General features: G+C 70.5%; 16 protein-coding genes. 12 read left to right on the top strand and 4 right to left on the bottom strand.

Annotated elements, in window-relative coordinates:
• Nucleotides 1–64: 64 nt before the first annotated feature.
• The 4 genes from G3I60_RS06790 to G3I60_RS06775 all read left to right on the top strand — a co-directional run bounded on the left by G3I60_RS06790 (nucleotide 65) and on the right by G3I60_RS06775 (nucleotide 5,386).
• Entirely contained in the window at nucleotides 65–649 is a 585-nt protein-coding gene (locus tag G3I60_RS06790) for a DUF1990 family protein (protein WP_138355228.1), read from the top strand.
• A 269-nt stretch (nucleotides 650–918) separates the two neighbouring features.
• The gene (locus G3I60_RS06785; protein ID WP_164297226.1) at nucleotides 919–2,253 is read left to right on the top strand and encodes an MFS transporter; all 1,335 of its coding nucleotides are present in this window, start codon (nucleotides 919–921) and stop codon (nucleotides 2,251–2,253) included.
• Nucleotides 2,250–3,308 carry a 5'/3'-nucleotidase SurE gene (locus G3I60_RS06780; RefSeq protein ID WP_164297227.1) on the top strand — a complete coding sequence of 353 codons (1,059 nt, stop codon included), beginning with the start codon at nucleotides 2,250–2,252 and terminating at the stop codon, nucleotides 3,306–3,308. The genes G3I60_RS06785 and G3I60_RS06780 overlap by 4 nt, the downstream gene beginning before the upstream one ends.
• 203 nt (nucleotides 3,309–3,511) lie before the next feature.
• Nucleotides 3,512–5,386 (top strand): glycoside hydrolase family 3 N-terminal domain-containing protein, encoded by a 1,875-nt coding sequence (locus G3I60_RS06775; protein WP_343241792.1) that lies wholly within the window; start codon nucleotides 3,512–3,514, stop codon nucleotides 5,384–5,386.
• Between the two features lie 65 nt (nucleotides 5,387–5,451).
• On the opposite strand, the gene G3I60_RS06770 is transcribed toward G3I60_RS06775, so the two are convergent.
• Nucleotides 5,452–6,219: a VOC family protein gene (locus G3I60_RS06770; RefSeq protein ID WP_164297229.1), complete on the bottom strand. Its 768-nt coding sequence runs from the start codon at nucleotides 6,217–6,219 to the stop codon at nucleotides 5,452–5,454.
• Nucleotides 6,220–6,308: 89 nt separating this feature from the next.
• On the bottom strand, nucleotides 6,309–6,527 hold the full coding sequence (locus G3I60_RS06765; RefSeq protein WP_138355232.1) for a DUF2277 domain-containing protein: 219 nt from the start codon (nucleotides 6,525–6,527) through the stop codon (nucleotides 6,309–6,311).
• A gap of 129 nt (nucleotides 6,528–6,656) precedes the next feature.
• Here G3I60_RS06765 and G3I60_RS06760 point away from each other — a divergent pair, with 129 nt between their 5' ends.
• The 3 genes from G3I60_RS06760 to G3I60_RS06750 are packed head-to-tail and all read left to right on the top strand — an operon-like array spanning nucleotide 6,657 to nucleotide 7,926.
• On the top strand, nucleotides 6,657–7,298 hold the full coding sequence (locus G3I60_RS06760; RefSeq protein ID WP_164297231.1) for a hypothetical protein: 642 nt from the start codon (nucleotides 6,657–6,659) through the stop codon (nucleotides 7,296–7,298).
• Between the two features lie 44 nt (nucleotides 7,299–7,342).
• Nucleotides 7,343–7,558 carry a ribbon-helix-helix protein, CopG family gene (locus tag G3I60_RS06755; protein WP_138355234.1) on the top strand — a complete coding sequence of 72 codons (216 nt, stop codon included), beginning with the start codon at nucleotides 7,343–7,345 and terminating at the stop codon, nucleotides 7,556–7,558.
• Nucleotides 7,555–7,926 (top strand): hypothetical protein, encoded by a 372-nt coding sequence (locus G3I60_RS06750; RefSeq protein WP_138355235.1) that lies wholly within the window; start codon nucleotides 7,555–7,557, stop codon nucleotides 7,924–7,926. Before G3I60_RS06755 ends, G3I60_RS06750 begins: the two co-directional genes overlap by 4 nt.
• Here G3I60_RS06750 and G3I60_RS46720 read toward each other — a convergent pair.
• Nucleotides 7,919–8,044 carry a hypothetical protein gene (locus G3I60_RS46720; protein ID WP_343241793.1) on the bottom strand — a complete coding sequence of 42 codons (126 nt, stop codon included), beginning with the start codon at nucleotides 8,042–8,044 and terminating at the stop codon, nucleotides 7,919–7,921. The genes G3I60_RS06750 and G3I60_RS46720 overlap by 8 nt on opposite strands.
• Nucleotides 8,045–8,411: 367 nt before the next feature.
• Between G3I60_RS46720 and G3I60_RS06745 the strand changes: the two genes are divergently transcribed.
• Entirely contained in the window at nucleotides 8,412–9,617 is a 1,206-nt protein-coding gene (locus G3I60_RS06745; protein WP_164297277.1) for a thiolase family protein, read from the top strand.
• The gene (locus tag G3I60_RS06740; RefSeq protein ID WP_138355236.1) at nucleotides 9,617–10,792 is read left to right on the top strand and encodes a 4-hydroxybenzoate 3-monooxygenase; all 1,176 of its coding nucleotides are present in this window, start codon (nucleotides 9,617–9,619) and stop codon (nucleotides 10,790–10,792) included. The genes G3I60_RS06745 and G3I60_RS06740 overlap by 1 nt, the downstream gene beginning before the upstream one ends.
• Before the next feature lie 123 nt (nucleotides 10,793–10,915).
• Here G3I60_RS06740 and G3I60_RS06735 read toward each other — a convergent pair whose 3' ends face one another.
• On the bottom strand, nucleotides 10,916–11,710 hold the full coding sequence (locus tag G3I60_RS06735; RefSeq protein ID WP_164297233.1) for a VOC family protein: 795 nt from the start codon (nucleotides 11,708–11,710) through the stop codon (nucleotides 10,916–10,918).
• Nucleotides 11,711–12,065: 355 nt separating this feature from the next.
• On the opposite strand from G3I60_RS06735, the gene G3I60_RS06730 reads away from it, so the two are divergent.
• The 3 genes from G3I60_RS06730 to G3I60_RS06720 are packed head-to-tail and all read left to right on the top strand — an operon-like array spanning nucleotide 12,066 to nucleotide 17,426.
• Nucleotides 12,066–13,307 carry a glycoside hydrolase family 105 protein gene (locus tag G3I60_RS06730; protein WP_164297235.1) on the top strand — a complete coding sequence of 414 codons (1,242 nt, stop codon included), beginning with the start codon at nucleotides 12,066–12,068 and terminating at the stop codon, nucleotides 13,305–13,307.
• 4 nt (nucleotides 13,308–13,311) lie between these two features.
• Nucleotides 13,312–15,237 carry a glycosyl hydrolase family 28 protein gene (locus G3I60_RS06725; protein WP_164297237.1) on the top strand — a complete coding sequence of 642 codons (1,926 nt, stop codon included), beginning with the start codon at nucleotides 13,312–13,314 and terminating at the stop codon, nucleotides 15,235–15,237.
• 5 nt (nucleotides 15,238–15,242) lie between these two features.
• A complete protein-coding gene (locus G3I60_RS06720) occupies nucleotides 15,243–17,426 on the top strand; it encodes a discoidin domain-containing protein (protein ID WP_239069605.1) in 2,184 nt (727 codons plus the stop codon).
• The last annotated feature ends 93 nt before the right edge of the window (nucleotides 17,427–17,519 follow it).

Raw genomic sequence — 17,519 nt, 5'->3', positions numbered from 1 at the left:
GCGAAGGGCCGGAACCGGTCCGCAACGGTGCCGAGAAGGGCGTCCTGGCGGCGGGTACCCCCGCATGACGCCGAACCCCGGGCGGAAGCCCGTCGCGAACGCCGGTCCCCGCCGGGATCCGGTCCCGAGCTATCCCGAGTTCGGCGCCACCCGGCACGGGGAACTGCCCGACGGATACCACCACCTGCACCACGAAGTCGTGATCGGACGGGGCCGGGAGGTCTTCGAGAGGGCGGGCGCCGCCGTCACCACCTGGCAGATGCACCGCGCGGCCGGTGTCCGGATCCGGGCCGGAGCGCCGCGCGCGGAGCCCGGGATCGCGGTGGAATGCGCGATCGGCGTCGGGCCGTTCCGGATCGCCGCCCCCTGCCGCGTGGTGTGGACCGCTGACGAGGCCCAGCGGATCGGCTTCGCCTACGGAACGCTGACCGGGCATCCGGAGTGCGGTGAGGAGTCCTTCGTCGTGGAGCTCCTGCCCGACGACTCCGTACGGTTCACCGTCACCGCGTTCAGCCGCCCGGGCCGCTGGTACACCCGCCTGGCCGGGCCGCTCGTACCGCTCTGCCAGCGCCTCTACGCCCGACACTGCGGCCGGACCCTGCGGCGGCTGGCCGCCGCGCCGCCGGTGGATGCGGCTCCGATCGGGTAGCCCGAACCCTGGAAGGGACCCGGACAGGACCGGGGACAGCAGGGCCGGGAACGGGCGCTGTCGCAATGATGTGTTCACTTCTTGAACACACAGTCGTGCATCACGGATCCATTGCTTCGTGAACCGACCTCTTACATTGCTGACACGTGTCATCTACGCTCACCGACAACGCCCCGCCGCGGCCTCCGGAGCCGGTCGGTTCGACTACTGGCGCGCGTTCCCCTCGCTCTGCCCCCGTTCCGCCGTCTCTTCCGTTGAAGGGTCCACCGATGAGCACACTGCTTCCCGAAGAAGGGTCTTCGGTCCTCGCGCCCGGAGGTCCGGACGAGGTCATGCGCCCCGTCAACCGCTACCGCCTGGGCCCGCTGTACGTCACGCTCCCGCTCGCGAACATCGCCCTGTACCTGCTGTGGCTGGGCGTGGGCAGCTTTCTGCTGCCGATCCAGGTCGCGCAGATCACCGGCACGAACGACACGGGGGCGCTGTCCACGGCGAGCACCACGGGCGCCATCCTGGCGACCGTCGGCAACCCGATATTCGGCCAGCTCTCGGACCGCACCCGATCGCGCTTCGGCCGCCGCGCCCCGTGGATCCTGCTGTGCGCCGGGATGGGCGCGCTGGCACTGATCGGCCAGGCGCACGCGAACTCGATCGCCATGCTCGGACTGAGCTGGGGCGTCGTGCAGTTCATCATGAACGGCTACCAGGCGGCGCTCACCGCCTGTATGCCGGACCGGGTCCCGCAGTCCAAGTACGGCACGTTCTCCGCCCTCGTCGGACTCGGTGTGCCGCTCGGCACCATCGTTGCGGCGCTGGTCATCGGTGGTGTGCCGGGCAGCAAGTTCGGACTTGACGGTGTCATCGGCGGCTTCGGCGGCCGGTTCGCGGGGGAGAAGGGCTACTACCTGATCGCGGCCTGTGTCGTCGTGGCCGCGCTGATCTTCACCGTCGTGTCGCCCGACACGTCCGCCCGGGACCTGCCGCGGCAGAAGTTCGACCTGCGGGCGTTCCTGTCCAACTTCTGGGTCAACCCGAAGGCACACCCCGACTTCATCTGGGCCTTCCTGTCCCGGCTGGGGGTCATGCTCGGCTACTTCGTCGTCCTGACCTACAACATGTATCTGCTGGCCGACTACATCAAGATCCCACCGCAGGACCTGCTCCCGACCGTCGGGTTCCTGATGATCGTCAACGCGGTCTGCACGATCGCCGCCGTGATCCTGATCGGCCCGCTCGTCGACCGCGTCGGCAGGATGAAGCCGTTCGTCCTGGCCTCCGGCATCGGGGCGGCGCTGGCGCTGACCCTTCCGATGATCTCGCCGACCGAGGGCGGCATGGTCGCCTACAACGTCGCGGGCGGAGTCGCCTTCGGCGTCTACATGGCCGTCGACATGGCTCTGATCACCAAGGTCCTGCCGGCCACCGCGGACGCGGGCAAGGACATGGGTCTGATCAACATCGCCAACGCGGGCCCGCAGATCCTCGCCCCGACCGTCGCCGGCTGGATCGTCAGCGCCGCCGGGTACGAGGCGCTGTTCCCGGTGGCCGCCGCCGTCTCCCTCGCGGGAGCCGTCCTCGTGCTGCGCGTGCGGGGTGTGCGATGAGAATCCGTGACCACCGCGGCACCGTCACGACGCTGCTCGCCGCCGGAACGCTCGTCCTGCCGCTGAGCGGCAGCGCGAACGCCGGAACCGGCAACCTCCATGACAGCGAGCCGCTCGCCGGGATGCGGATCCTGATGAGCAACGACGACTCCATGCAGATGGCCCGCCCCAACGCCTCCGACGGCAAGGGCCTCTACGAGGTGCGGCGCGCGCTGTGCTCCGCCGGAGCCGACGTCGTCGTCATGGCGCCCTGGGCCAACCAGAGCGGCGCCGGTACGGGCGCGGCCGGCAGCGGCTCGCTCACCGTGCAGCGGCGTACGGTCCTGCCCGCCGGCTACGGCCAGGACTGCGCTGGTGCGCCCGCCGCCGGCGTCGTCTTCGGAGTGTGCAAGGGCGCCACCGCCTGCGACGCCGCGAGCGTCAGCGCCACCCCGGTCGACACCGTCCGGCTCGCGCTGAACGGCGGCCTCGCCGCCAAGGCGGGCTGGACGACAGCCCCCGACCTCGTGGTCACGGGCAGCAACTTCGGGCCCAACGTCGCCTCGGTGGTGAACGATTCCGGCACGGTCAGCGCGGCTCTCGCCGCGATCGAGGAGGGCACGCCCGCCGTCGCCCTCAACAGCTCCTACGACCCGACGGTCACCACCTCCCTGGAGGTCGCCGACCGCACCTACCGGCAGACAGCCGACTTCGGTGCCGCCTTCATCGGCTCCCTCCGCCATCGCGGGCTGCTGACCACCGACTTCGTCGTCAACGTCAACTACCCGTACCTCGCCGAAGGGCAGCAGCCCCGGAGCACCGTCCGGTCGTCGGTGGGCAGCCAGAAACTGATCCGGCCCAGCTACGCACAGACCGCCGCGAACGGCGACACGTTCACCGTGGGCGGCGCCCTCTGCGCCGCCGACAACCCCAAGTGCCGTCCCGAGACCAAGCGCGACGCCGACTACCGGCTGCTGCAGCAGGGGAACGTCACCGTCACCCCCATCACTCCTGACCGGACGTTCGAGGGCCGCGAGGCCGGGCGGCTCGAACGCTTCGTCAGGACCGGCCGCTGACCTGACCTCAGCGGCCGGACGAGGACACCGGCCCCGGCACTCCGGAGGGGAAGTGCCGGTGCCGGTGGCCCTCGCACCGCACCACCGCCCAGCGCGGGCCGAAACCACTGCGCACCACCGCCGACCCGACCGACCTCTTTCACGGTGGCGGCGCCCGTGCGCGGCGGTGAGCCCACAGAGCCGACAGAACGGAACGAACCCCTGTGTCCCAGCACCCGACGACCCGCCCACCGACCCGCGCACCCCTGCTCCGGGCACCCGACGGCACACCCTTCCGGGACCTGAACGGCAACGGCGTCATGGAGCCGTACGAGGACCCCCGGCTGCCGGCCGGCGAACGGGCGGCCGACCTCGTCGGGCGCATGACCCTGGAGGAGAAGGCGGGTCTGCTCTTCCAGACGATGGTCGGGATCAACGCCGACGGCACCCTCGTCGAGCCCGAGATCGGCGCCGCAGACGACGACCCGATGCGCGCCTCCACCTCCCGCATGGTGACCGGCAAGCTGATGAACCACTTCAACCTGTTCGGCGCCGCCGCCCCGCGCCGGATGGCCGAGTGGAACAACCGCCTGCAGGCGCTCGCCGCGACCACCCGGCTCGGTATCCCGGTGACGATCTCCACCGACCCGCGCAACGGGTTCATGGACAACCCGGCCGCCAGCGTGCACACCGAAGGCTTCTCGCTGTGGCCGGAGCCGCCGGGCCTGGCCGCCATCGGTGACGAGGAACTCGTGCGGCAGCACGGGGACATCGTCCGCCGTGAGTACCTCGCCGTCGGCATCCGGCTCGCCCTGCACCCCATGGCCGACCTGGCGACCGAACCGCGCTGGGCGCGCGTCGTCGGCACCTTCGGATCCGACGCGGGCCTGGCCGCCCGCATGGTCGCCGCCTACATCCGCGGGCTGCAGGGCGAGACCCTCGGCACCACCAGCGTCGCGGCGATGACCAAGCACTTCCCCGGCGCCGGGCCCCAGCTCAACGGCGAGGACGCGCACTTCGCCTACGGCCGTGAGCAGGTCTACCCCGGTGACAACTTCAAGCACCACCTGATCCCCTTCGAGGCCGCGTTCGAGGCGGGGACCTCGCAGATCATGCCGTACTACGCGATGCCCGTCGGCACCGAGTACGAGGAGATCGGCTTCGGCTTCAACAAGGGCGTCATCACCGGGCTGTTGCGCGGCACCTACGGCTTCGACGGCATCGTCTGCACCGACTGGGGGCTGGTCACCGACTCCGAGATCTTCGGCGCGCCCTTCCCCGCCCGGGCCTGGGGCGCGGAGCACCTGGACCGGCTGACCCGCGTCGAGCGCATCCTGGACGCCGGCGCCGACCAGCTCGGCGGCGAGGCCTGCCCCGAACTCGTGGTCGAGCTGGTGCGCGGCGGCAGGATCAGTGAGGAGCGCATCGACGAGTCGGTGGGCCGGCTGCTGCGGGAGAAGTTCGTCCTGGGCCTGTTCGACGATCCGTTCGTGGATCCCGACGAGGCCGCCCGGATCTGCGGCAGCCAGGAGTTCAGCGACGCGGGCACCGCGGCGCAGAGCCGCTCGGTCACCGTCCTGACCGACCGCCCGGCCGCATCCGCCGCGCCGCTGCTGCCCCTTGCCGCCGGACTGCGGCTGTACACCGAGGGCGTCGACCCCGAGGTCGCCGCGCGCTACGGCACCGTGGTCGCCACGCCGCAGGAGGCGGACGTCGCGGTGCTGCGGATCGCCACCCCGTTCGACCGGCGCACCGAAGGCTTCGAATCCTTCTTCCGCGCCGGCCGGCTGGACTTCACCGAGGACGAACTCCGTCCGATCCTCGATGTCGTCTCAGCGGTGCCCACGGTCGTCGACATCTTCCTCGACCGGCCGGCGGTGATCCCGGGCATCGCCGAGCAGGCGGCGGCCCTGGTGGGTACCTTCGGGGCCTCCGACGCCGCGGTGCTGGACGTGCTCTTCGGCAGGGCCGCGCCCGAGGGGCGGCTGCCCTTCGAACTGCCCCGGTCCATGGCCCAGGTCGAAGCGGGCCACGAGGACATGCCCAACGACTCCGGCGACCCGCTCTTCCCCTTCGGGCACGGGCTCACCATCGGCTGACGTCCTGCCCGCCGGTGCTCCGCTGTCCGCCGTCCGTCCGCCCGTACCGCGGACGGGCGGCGGATTCACCCTCTGGTGATGACGGAGAACTCCGTGCCGAACGGATCGGTGACGGTCGCGATCCTGCCGTAGGTCATGTCCTCGGGGACACCGGCCGTGCCGCCGGCCGCCGTGGCCCGCTCCACCGCGGCGTCGGTGCCGTCGACCTCGAAGGTGGTGGCCCAGGCGGACGACGGAGCGTCCGGCAGGCCGAAGATGCCGCCGATCTCGTAGCCGTCCGGACGGCGCAGGAAGGTGAAGTCGAAGTCCGGGAGATCCTTGTTGGCGTCGAGCGTGTAGCCGAACACCGCTGTGTAGAAGGCGCGGGCCGGGCCGGGATCCGGGGTGACCAGGTCGTTGCGGACCAGGGACCCGGGCTCGTTCACGATCTCGCAGCCGACGTGCGCCCGGCCCTGCCAGAGACCGAACCGCGAGCCGACCGGGTCCTCGGCAAGAGCCATGCGGCCCTGGTCCATGACATCGCCAGGGGCCGTGATCAGGGTGCCGCCCGCCTCGGTCACGCGCTTGGCCGTCGCGTCGCAGTCGTCGGTGGCGATGTACATGGTCCAGCGCGGGGACGCCCCGGCCGGTTCCCGCTCCGGGTCCTGCAGGAGCGCCGCGACCGGCTTTCCGCGCAGCAGACACATCGTGCAGTGACCGCTCTCCGCCGACCCCACGGCGTACTCCCAGCCGAACAGCGCCCGGTAGAACTCCATCGCGCGCTCGCGGTCGGGGACGACGAGATCGATCCACGTCGGCGTACCGTCCGGTGGATTGCTGGTGACGTAGCTCATCGCACGACCCTTCGTCGGAACCTGTGGGTCTGACGTTAGGAGGCATCGCGGTCAGGTGCTGTCCGCAATGTGGCCGGCGGCGGACGGGTTTACGTCGTCGGGGCGCCGCGCACGGTCAGCTCGGCGAGGAGCTGCCGGGTCGCCTCGGCCACCGCGTCCACCGCGTGGTCGAAGACCTCGCGGTTGTGGGCGGCCGGGGCGCGGAATCCGGAGACCTTGCGGACGTACTGCAACGCCGCCGCCCTGATGTCGTCGTCATCGACGTCGGGGGTCATCGGGGGTCGGAGAGTCTTGATGCTTCGGCACATGACTCCAGTGTGCTCCGCCCCTCGGACAGTCGGCCGGGACAGGCTCCCGGCCGACCGGTCGGTACTGTCGTCCCACAGGGGGCGGCAGACCACGCCCCGCCGCACGACCGACACCGGACGGGGGTGGACATGACCAAGCAGCCGACCGTGGCCCAGCGCCGCCTGATCACCGCCGCCGACCCGAACACCGGGCTGCTCCGCGGCTCGCAGGCGCTGCTCGACGCGCTCTGCGGCCAGGGGCTCGCCGTGAAGCACTCACGCGCGCCCCACCGCTGCTATCTGACCCCGGCCGGACTCGCGCTGCGCACCGAACTGCTCACGCCCCCGCCCGAGCCCACCGCCGACCCGCCGCCCGAGGTGGAGACCTTCGCCGCGCGCACCGGCGACGAGCCGGCGACGGCCGACGATCCGCGCCGGGCCCGGGAGGTCGCCGTCGCCTGGGAAGGGCTCCTGGAGCTGCGCCGCGTCACCAACCGAGGGATCACCGACCAGCCCTGCCCGTGGGAACGCGCCCACCTCGTCTCGGGCGCCGCCCTGGCGCTGGAGGCGGCCGGCTGCTCCCCGGCGGTGGCAGGCGAGGGCGGATATCGGGTCGGCCCCGCGCAACAGCCCGAGGCCGTGAGCGTGGAGTGGACCGGCGGCGGCGCCGAGCCCGCCGCGGTCGGAACGGCCGCCTGCGCGGCCGCGCTGGAGCGCGCCGGCTGGCAGGTCACCGAGCATCCGGACGGCGCGGGCGGGCGCTTCCTGCTGGCCTCGCCGCGTCGCGCGTGACGATCCTCTCGCCGCGTACAGCACTATCGCTGTACGCTGGTGCAATGTCGAAGCATGTGACGATCCGCCTTGACGAGGAATTCCTCGAGCGACTCAAGGTCCGCGCCGCTGAGCAGGGCACCACGGTCACCGCTCTGATCACCGAGGCCGCCAGGCGCGAGCTGGACGAGAACCGTGACCGGTTCCTGGCCGCGGCGGCGGACTTCAACAACGAGGAGAACTGGGCGTACGTCCAGGAGAGGTTCGGCCCCAAGTCGTGAAGATCGACCTGACCTGGGCCTGGAACGTCCTGGCCCATCACCTGCCGTCCGACCCCACGGTCTGGGACCCTTCGGGTATCGAGGCCGCCATAGCGCGTCATGCGTCCGACCTCGTCATGGCGCCCGACAGCCCCGGCCACGACACGGCCTGGCGGGCCGCCGCGCTGCTGCACACCCTGACCGTGTGCCCGCCGCTGGAATCGCCGATGAACGAGTTCTACGCCATGGCCATGACCCGTTCGTACTGCGCCGCGGCGGGCTGGAAGACGCTGCCGGACACGGTCGCCCTCGGCGATCTGGTGGACCGCGTCAAAACCCACAGGACCGGGATCCAGCAGGTCGCCGAGGTGCTGCGGCCACTCAGCTGAGTGCGTAGGGGCCCGTTCTCGCCGGGTCCGGCACCGGCAGCGGGTTCGCCGCGCAGCTGGTGTCGTGGGCCGGAGCGGCTCCGGTGAGCAGGTAGCCGGTGACATGCCGTCGACGCACGCGTTGCCGTTCAGATACTGGCCGTGGTCACCGCCGCCGGTGACCGTCACCAGGCGCGAGCCGCGCAGCTGCCGGTGCGCCACCACCGCGCCCGACACCGCGGAGATCCTCCACCGTGACATGCCGAACCTGAACAGCGTTCCTCCTGGAGGGTGTTGCGGTCCCACTCCCGATGTTCCGGCGTACCGGGACGAAGATCGATCCCGCTGGTGCCACTCCCGCGGTGGCATCAGTGCCACCGCGGGCGACCGGTGCCACCCCGGCCCCCGGTCACCGTGATCACCCGGCTCGGTATCCTGCACCCGACGCCGGCGAAGAACTCTCCGCGCCGCGCCCCGAAGGCCGCAGGAAGGGACCGGTGACCCATATGGCCAGCGTGCCGAACGTGCCGAACACCCGTGACGTCTACATCGTCGACGCCGTCCGCACCCCCGTCGGGAAGTACGGTGGCGCGCTGTCCGGCGTCCGCCCCGACGACCTGGCCGCACACGTCCTCAAGGCCCTGGTGGACCGCACACCGGAACTGGACCCGGCCAGGATCGGCGATGTCTTCTTCGGCAACGCCAACGGCGCGGGCGAGGAGAACCGCGATGTCGCGCGGATGGCCGTGCTGCTCGCGGGCCTGCCGGTCTCGGTGCCGGGCGTGACCGTCAACCGGCTGTGCGCGTCCGGGCTGGAGGCGGTGGTCCAGGCGTACCGGGCGGTCGCCCTCGGGGACGTGTCGATCGCCGTCGCCGGCGGAGTCGAGTCGATGAGCCGCGCCCCCTGGGTGCTGCCCAAGCCCGACCGCGCCTTCCCGGCCGGCCATCAGGAGATGTACTCCACGACCATCGGCTGGCGCATGGTCAACCGGCGCCATGAACCGGCGTGGACGATTCCGCTCGGCGAGGGCGCGGAACTGATCGCCGACAAGCACGGCATCACCCGTGAGCAGCAGGACGCCTTCGCCGTCGCGAGCCATGAGAAGGCGGCGCGCGCCTGGAAGGACGGTCTCTACGACGACGAGGTCGTCGCCGTCGAGGGCACCACCCTCGTACGGGACGAGACGATCCGCGACAACACCTCGGTGGAGTCGCTGGCCAAGCTCAAGACGGTCTTCCGTGAGGGCGGCACCGTCACTGCGGGCAACGCCTCGCCGCTGAACGACGGCGCCGCCGCCCTGCTGATCACCGACGAGGAGGGTCTGGCGGCCACCGGCCGTGAACCGCTGGCCCGCATCCGGGCGAGCGCCGTGTCCGGCATCGAACCGCAGTACTTCGGGCTCGGCCCGGTGGAAGCCGTCAACCGCGCGCTGACGCGGGCCGGCCGGGGCTTCGGCGACCTGCGCACCTTCGAACTCAACGAGGCGTTCGCCGCCCAGGCCCTCGGCTGTTTCGCGGAGTGGCCCGGCCTCGATCCGGCGGTCGTCAACCCGCGCGGTGGCGCCATCGCCATCGGCCACCCGCTCGGCGCGTCCGGCGCCCGTATCGCCGGTGCCGTCGCGCACCAGCTGAAGGCCGCGGGCAGCGGTACCGGGCTCGCCGCGCTGTGCATCGGGGTGGGGCAAGGGCTCGCCCTGGTCCTGGAGCGCTGATGCGCACCACGGTCGGGATCATCGGCGGCGGTCCCGCCGGACTGCTGCTGGCGCGGCTGCTGCATCTGGCGGGCGTCGACAGCGTCGTCCTGGAGTCCCGCGACCGTGCCTACGTCGAGCAGCGGCAGCGCGCGGGAATCCTGGAACAGGCCACCGTGGACGCGCTGCGCGCGTGCGGGGCGGGGGAGCGGATGGACCGGCAGGGGCTGGTCCATGACGGTGTCGAGCTGCGGTTCGACCGACGGGCGCACCGTATCGACTTTCCGTCCCTCACCGGCGGGCGCCGGGTGATGGTCTACGCCCAGACCGAGGTGGTCAAGGACCTCATAGCCCTGCAACTGGACGGTGGCGGGCCGCTGTTGTTCGAGGCGCGGGCCACCGCCGTTGAAGGCGCGGACACCGACACGCCCGTCATACGGTTCACGCACGAGGGCCGCGAGCGGACCCTGGAGTGCGACTACGTGGTGGGCTGCGACGGCTTCCACGGCGTCGCCCGCGACGCGATCCCCGAAGGCGTGCGGCAGACCTTCGAGCGGGTGTACCCGTACTCGTGGCTGGGGATCCTGGCCGATGTGGCGCCGTCGTGCGACGAGCTGATCTACGCGCACTCCCCGCGCGGGTTCGCGCTGCACAGCATGCGTTCGCCTTTGGTGAGCCGGCTGTATCTGCAGGTGCCCAACGGCGAGGATCCCGCCGACTGGCCGGACGGGCGGATCTGGGACGAGCTCGACGCCCGTTTCGCGATCGACGGCGACTGGAAGCTGGACCGGGGGCCGATCACCGCCAAGTCCGTGCTGCCGATGCGCAGTTCGGTCACCGAGCCGATGCGGTACGGGCGGGTGCTGCTGGCCGGGGACGCCGCGCACATCGTGCCCCCGGCGGGTGCGAAGGGCCTGAACCTGGCCGCCGCCGATGTCATCGTCCTGGCGCGGGCGCTGGCGGAGCTGCGGGACACCGGATCGGCGGAGCTGCTCGACGCCTACTCCCGGACGTGTCTGCGCCGGGTGTGGCGCGCGGAGCACTTCTCGTACTTCTTGACGACCACGCTGCACAACGAGCCCGGGCAGTCGCCGTTCGCCACCCGGCTGCAGACCGCCCAGCTCGACCGGATCACCGGGTCCACGGCCGCCGCCACCGACTTCGCCGAGAACTACACTGGCCTGCCGATCGGCTGACGGGACCTACGGCCGACGGGGTCGGAGTGGCCCGTGAACGCGCCGCTCACCGGAACCCCCTCCCCCCGTGGGAGCGGGTGCCGGTGAGCCTTCGAGCCGTGGGACGGCCGTCGGTGCGTGCGGTCAGCCGGCGTCCGGCGCCGCCCCGGTGAGCAGGGCGAACTGGGCGCCCGCCGGGTCCAGGAGCATGGCCAGCCGGCCGACCCCGGGCGCGTCGTCCGGCGGCATGATGGCGGTGGCTCCGTGCGCGACGGCCGTGGCGAAGGTGGCGTCGCAGTCGGCCGTCCCGAAGTACGGGTGCCAGTTCGGGGTGCTGCCGGGCCCGGTGCCGCCCGGGGGCAGCTCCATGAGGCCGCCGTGCTCCGCCTCGGCGTCGGTGCCCGCCGGGCGGATGAGCGTGTAGGTCATGCCGGGCATCGGGGCGTCGTTGAAGTCCCAGCCGAGGACCTGGTGGTAGAAGGTCTTCGCGGCGGCCGCGTCGGTGGTGTGGAGTTCGACCCAACACAGCGCGTTGTCGGCGGTCACCAGGTCCAGACCCTTGTTGTCGGCGGGCTGCCAGACGTTGAACGCGGCGCCGGCCGGGTCGGTGAAGACGGCCATACGGCCCATCGTGAAGACGTCCATCGCCGGGAACGGCACGGTGCCGCCCGCCTGCTCCACGGTCTTGGCGGTGGCGTCCGCGTCGGGCGTCATGAAGTACGGCGTCCAGCGCGGTTCCACGCCCTCGACCATGATCGGTCCGACGCCGGCGACGGTCTTCCCGTCGAGGACGAACATTCCGTAGCCGCCCGCGTCGGGGCCGGCGGACTGGAAGTCCCAGCCGAAGACCGCGTTGTAGAACGCGGCGGACGCCGGAATGTCGCGGCTCGCGAGGTCGAGCCAGTTCGGCGCGCCCGGGACGTAGTCGGTGGAGAGCATGAGGGGTTCCTTCCAGCTGTTCTCGCGGTGCCTGCCCGGCGCGGGGTTCGGGCGCGGCTGTCTGTGAGGTAGACGATCCGCCGCCGCAGAACTCATCGTCCCTGCACGCCGCATTTCTGGCGACTTATGGTTCTTGGTAATACATCCGATATCTGATGTCTGGCATGTCCGAATCATCGAGGCTCTGGTTCGTCCCAGGGGTCACTCTGAGAGCCAAAGATCCAGCCAGTTGTTGGTTCGACGATAATTGTTAGGGTTATTGACAGATGTTTCAGCGCTGCTAGATTCCGTTTAAAGGTCCAACCTTTGCTACCCGATCAGCCCCCCGATGCAGGGGATTCAGGGTGAGGGGATCATGAACGGATTACGTGCTCTGACGGCCGCGCTCGCGGCCTGCGCCGCGCTTGTCGCGCTGAACGGTCCACCGGCGGCGGCTGTACCCGAGAAAGCCTCGGTCACGGTTCCGGCCCCGGTTCCGGTGTCCGCTCCCGGCGTCGCCGCCGCCGGTACCGACTGGTCGGTCGCGATGACCGACTCGACGATGGCGCGCTTCACTCCCAGCCAGATCGGCGGCTGGTCATACCCCGTAGGCCTCTACCTCTACGGCCAGTACCTCGTCTACCAGCGCACCCACAACCCGAAGGACCTGGCGTACATCAAGAGCTGGGTGGACCGGTTCGTCGACAGCAAGGGCGGCATCGGCCAGAGCTTCAACAACCTGGACAGCATGCTCGCCGGCCGGCTGCTGGTGATCATGCACCACGAGACCGGCCAGGCGAAGTACGGGACGGCCGCCACCAAGATCCGCAATCGGCTGGCCACGTACCCCAGGACCTCCGACGGCGGCTTCTGGCACTCCACCTCGGACAGCCGCGCCCACCAGCTCTGGGCCGACGGCACGTTCATGGTCAACCCGTTCCTCGTCGAGTACGGGCGGGAGTTCAACGACACCGCGTACGCCGACGACGAGACGACCAAGCAGCTGGTGGTCTACGGCACCCATCTCCAGCAGCCGAACGGCCTGCTCAAGCACGCCTACGACGAGTCGAGGACCGCGAGCTGGGCGAACCCGTCCACCGGACTGGCCCCGGAGTACTGGTGCCGGGCGGTCGGCTGGTACGGCATGGCGGCCATCGACGTCCTCGACAACATCCCGGCGAACCAACCGCGCCGGGACCGGCTGCTGGCCATCCTGCGCAACCTGGCGGCCGGTATCGAGCACTACCAGGACCCGGCCACCGGGCGCTGGTTCCAGGTCGCCGACAAGGGCACCCACTCGGACGACTGGACCGAGACGTCCTGCTCCAGCATGTTCACCTTCACCCTGTCGCGCGCGGCGGAGCAGGGCTACATCGACCCGCACTACGCGGCGGTGGCGCAGCGCGGCTACCAGGGTGTGCTGGCCAAGGTCGCGCTCGGCACCGACGGCCGGACCAACCTCTCCGACATCTCCATCGGGACCAACGTCGGCACCTACGCCTACTACATCGGGCGCACCCGGGCCACGAACGACTTCCACGGCCTCGGCGCCTTCCTGATCATGAACGAGCAGCTCCGGGGGACCACCGGCAGCAGCTCGCCGAAGGCCGGGGAGTGACGTGATGAAGCGAATCGCAGTTCTCGTGGGACTCGCCCTGTTCGTCATTCTCGGACTGGCGCAGGCACCCGCCATGGGAAGCACGGCCGGCTCCGCACCCGGTTCCGCACCCGGCGCGGCGGCCCGGGCGGCCGCCGAGTTCAACGTCCGGGACTACGGTGCGACGGGCAACGGCTCGACGAACGACACGGCCGCCGTCAACAAGGCGATCACCGCCGCCAATGCCGCCGGCGGAGGCACCGTCCGCTTCCCGTCCGGCAGTTACAAGTCCGCCAACTCGATCCGCCTGAAGAGCAATGTGACCCTCCAGCTGGACTCGGGCGCCACGCTCACCGGTTCCAGCGCCGACACCTACGACGCGGCGGAGTCCAACCCGTACGACGCGTACCAGGACTACGGGCACAGCCACTTCCACGACGCCATGATCTGGGGCGACCGGCTCACCAACATCGGGTTCACCGGATCCGGGACGATCGACGGCGGCGGCAACCTCATCACCGGCAACCCGAAGGCCGGCGAGGCGGACAAGATCATCTCGCTGACGCGCTGCAACGGCCTGACGCTCAGCGGGATCACCCTGCGGCGCGGCGGCCACTTCGCCGCGCTCATCAACGGCTGTTCCAACGTGACCTCGGACCGTCTGACGATCGACACCGCGAGCGACCGGGACGGCTGGAACATCATCAGCACCACCAACGCCGTCATCACGCATGCCGACATCGCCGCCAACGACGACGCGCTCGTCTTCAAGAGCGACTACGCGCTCGGCGCGAAACTCCCCAACGGCCATGTCGTCGTGCATGACTCACATCTGTCGGCGCGCTGCTGCAACGCCCTGATGTTCGGCTCCGAGACCTGCGGGGACTTCACCGACTACCAGTTCCAGGCGATCACGATCACCGGCGCCGACAAGTCGGGCCTCGGCATGGTCTCCATGGACGGCGCCGACATCTCCGACGTCCACTACCGCGACATCACCATGACCGGTGTGCGCTCACCCATCATGCAGAAGATCGGCACGAGAAAACGCTGCGGCAACAGCCCGGGCGTCGGTCACATCAGTGACATCACCTACGACAACATCACCGCGACCGGCGCCTCGCCCGCGTTCAGCCCGACCCTGTGGGGCGAGTCCGGCGGCAACCACATCGACGGTGTGATGTTCCGGAACGTCAACATCACCGTCCCGGGCGGCAGCGGCACCACGGCGGTCACCGTCCCGTCCAACAACCCCACCGACTACAACCCGAACAGCATCGGCACCCGCCCCGCCTACGGCTGGTACCTGCACAACGCCAACAACATCACCTTCACCGACAGCTCGGTGCGCTTCGCCGCCAACGACGGCCGGCCCGCCGTCCTGGCCAACACCGGCAGCACGGTGAAGTTCGACCACTTCACCGCCCAGCGCGGCACCAACAGCCCGTACGACCTCGGCTTCCAGGGTGTCACCGGCTACTGCGTCGCCAACAGCGCCAACACCACCGGCGGGGCGCTGCGCGTCAACGCCACCGGCTCGACCGCCGGTTGCGCGCCGCCGTCCGCCGCGCGGTACGAGGCGGAGGACGGCTCGTACTCCGCGGGTGGCACGGTCGACACCGACCACACCGGCTACAGCGGGACCGGGTTCGTGAACTCCGCGAACGCGGCCGGCGCCTACGTCCAGTGGACGGTGAACGCCGCGCAGGCGGGCACCGCGGACATCACCCTGAGCTACGCCAACGGCACCACGGCCGACCGCCCGATGGACATCACCGTCAACGGCGCCGCGGTCCCGGCCGGCACGGCCTTCGGCGGCACCGGCAGCTGGAACACCTGGCACACCGCCGTCGTCACCGTCCCGCTCCGCGCGGGAGCCAACACCATCCGAGCCACCGCGACGACCGCGGCGGGCTGCCCCAACCTCGACTACCTGGACGGTCCGGTATGAACGCGATGGACAGGAGGGCGGACCGGAGGACGTTCGTGCGGCTGCTGGCCGTGGTCGCGCTGATCCTCGGTGCCCTGCTGCTGCCCGGCACCGCGGCGCGCGCCGATCTGCAGAACCCGCGGCAGGACTTCCTGCGCGGCTCCACCAGCGGGTTGTTCCTGCACTGGGGCGAACGCACCGCCCCGGCGCACACCGACTGCGCCCAGTGGGAGTCCGATGTCACCAACGGCGGCTGGACCCCGGCGTACTGGGTCAACGAGGCCCAGAAGCTGCATGCGCAGTACCTGGTGCTCGCCACGTTCCACAGCCGGCTCGGCTACGCCAGGCCGTGGCCGTCGGCGATCCCCGGCAGCTGCAGTACCCACCGCGACTTCCTCGGCGAACTGATCACCGCCGCGAGCGCGAAGGGCCTGAAGGTCATCCTCTATATGACCGACGACCCGCAGTGGCATGCCGAGGGCGGCCATGAGTGGCTCAACTCGGGTGCCTACTCGTCGTACAAGGGCAAGACCGTCGACCTCACCACCCGTGATGGCTTCGGGGAGTTCTCCTACGACAACTTCTTCGAGGTCATGAACCGCTATCCCACCCTGGGCGGGTTCTGGATCGACAACGACAACGCCTACTGGGAGAGCCACAACCTCTACGCCCAGATCTACCAGAAGCGCCCCAACTACACGATCAGCAACAACAACGAAGACACCCCCATCATGGACATGATCAGCAACGAGCAGAAGACCGGCATGTCCCCGGCGTACGACTACCCGCAGGCGCTCTACACCGCCGGCCCCCGGCTGACCGAGGCCGACTTCAAACTGCCTTCCACCGGGGCCTGGTGGTACGACGGCTCCAACCCCGCCGTCGACCGGGCCCTCACCCTCGGCCGGCTCATCACCAACGCCGGATCGTCCGTGAAGGCGCTGATGGCCGAGACCGCCCAGGTCAACGGCAGGTTCCCGTCGAACCAGGAGGCCTTCAACACCTTCGCCAACAGCTATCTGAACCCGATCTGGGAATCGCTGCACGGCACCGAGGGCGGCGGCTATCTGTACGGCGGCCTGCAACCCGGAGCCTGGAACGACGGCGCCCGCGGCGTCACGACCATCAGCACGTCCGACCCCGACCGGCAGTACATCCATGTCGTCACCCCGCCGTCGACGAGCACGCTGCGCCTGCGCGACAACGGGTACCGGATCTCCGCCGTCACCGATCTGCGCACCGGCGCGCCCATCGCCTTCAGCCAGTCCGGCGGCAGTCTCACCCTGACCGGGCTGGGCGGCTGGGACCCGTACGACACGGTCTTCAAGGTGACCGCCGACGGCCGTACGGGGATCTATCCGGCCTCCTCGTACACGATGAGCGCCAGTGCCTCGGCGAGCGGCCACGGCGCCCCGGCGGCGGCCGACGGCAGTTATCTGACGTACTGGGACAGCAATCAGACGCTGCCCGTGCGGCTCGACTTCGACCTCGGATCGTCGAAGCCGGTGCGGTACATCGGCATCAACCAGCGGGAGGACTCGGTCAGTTACGCCCGCTCCGCCACCGAGCAGTCGGCACGCATCAAGGGCTACAACGTGTACGTCAGCAGCGACGGCAGCACGTGGGGGAGCCCGGTGAAGTCCGGCACCCTGCCCAGCGCCCGCGGGGTCGCGACCATCGACATCCCGGCGGTCACCACCCGTCATGTCCGCCTCGAAGTGACCAGCACCTACGCCGCCTCCACCGACACCGCGCGCTACAAGCGGCTGCGCATCGACGAGACCTGGATCGGGTCCGGGTACGCGACCGGGAGCACCGGTCCGTCCCCGGCCCGCTACGAGGCGGAGGCCGCCGCCTTCTCCGCGGGCAGCACCGTCGACTCCGACCACACCGGGTACACCGGGACCGGCTTCGTCAACACCGGCAACGCGTCCGGCGCGTACGTGGAATGGACGGTCGACGCGGCGGCCGCCGGAAACGTACCGCTGGCCGTCCGGTACGCCAACGGCACCACGGTCAACCGTCCGATGGACATCGCGGTCAACGGCACGACCGTGGTGTCCGCAAGGGCGTTCAACGGCACCGGCGACTGGAACACCTGGGCCGACTCGACGCTGACGGCGGCGCTGCACGCCGGGGCCAACACCGTCCGGGTGACCGCGACCACGGCGACCGGCGCGCCCAATCTCGACCATCTGGACGTGGGGTAGCGGGATCGCCCCGGGAGGGCCGTTCGCCGCGATCGGCTAACGGTTCTCCCGGGGCCCCTTGACAGAAGGCCCGCGTGGCGCTCCCATGCATGC

It is taken from the genome of Streptomyces sp. SID13666 (assembly GCF_010548325.1).
Taxonomy (GTDB): domain Bacteria; phylum Actinomycetota; class Actinomycetes; order Streptomycetales; family Streptomycetaceae; genus Actinacidiphila; species Actinacidiphila fildesensis.
The sequence above is the reverse complement of the archived record's forward strand: the minus strand, read 5'-3'. Positions and strand labels throughout refer to the sequence as shown.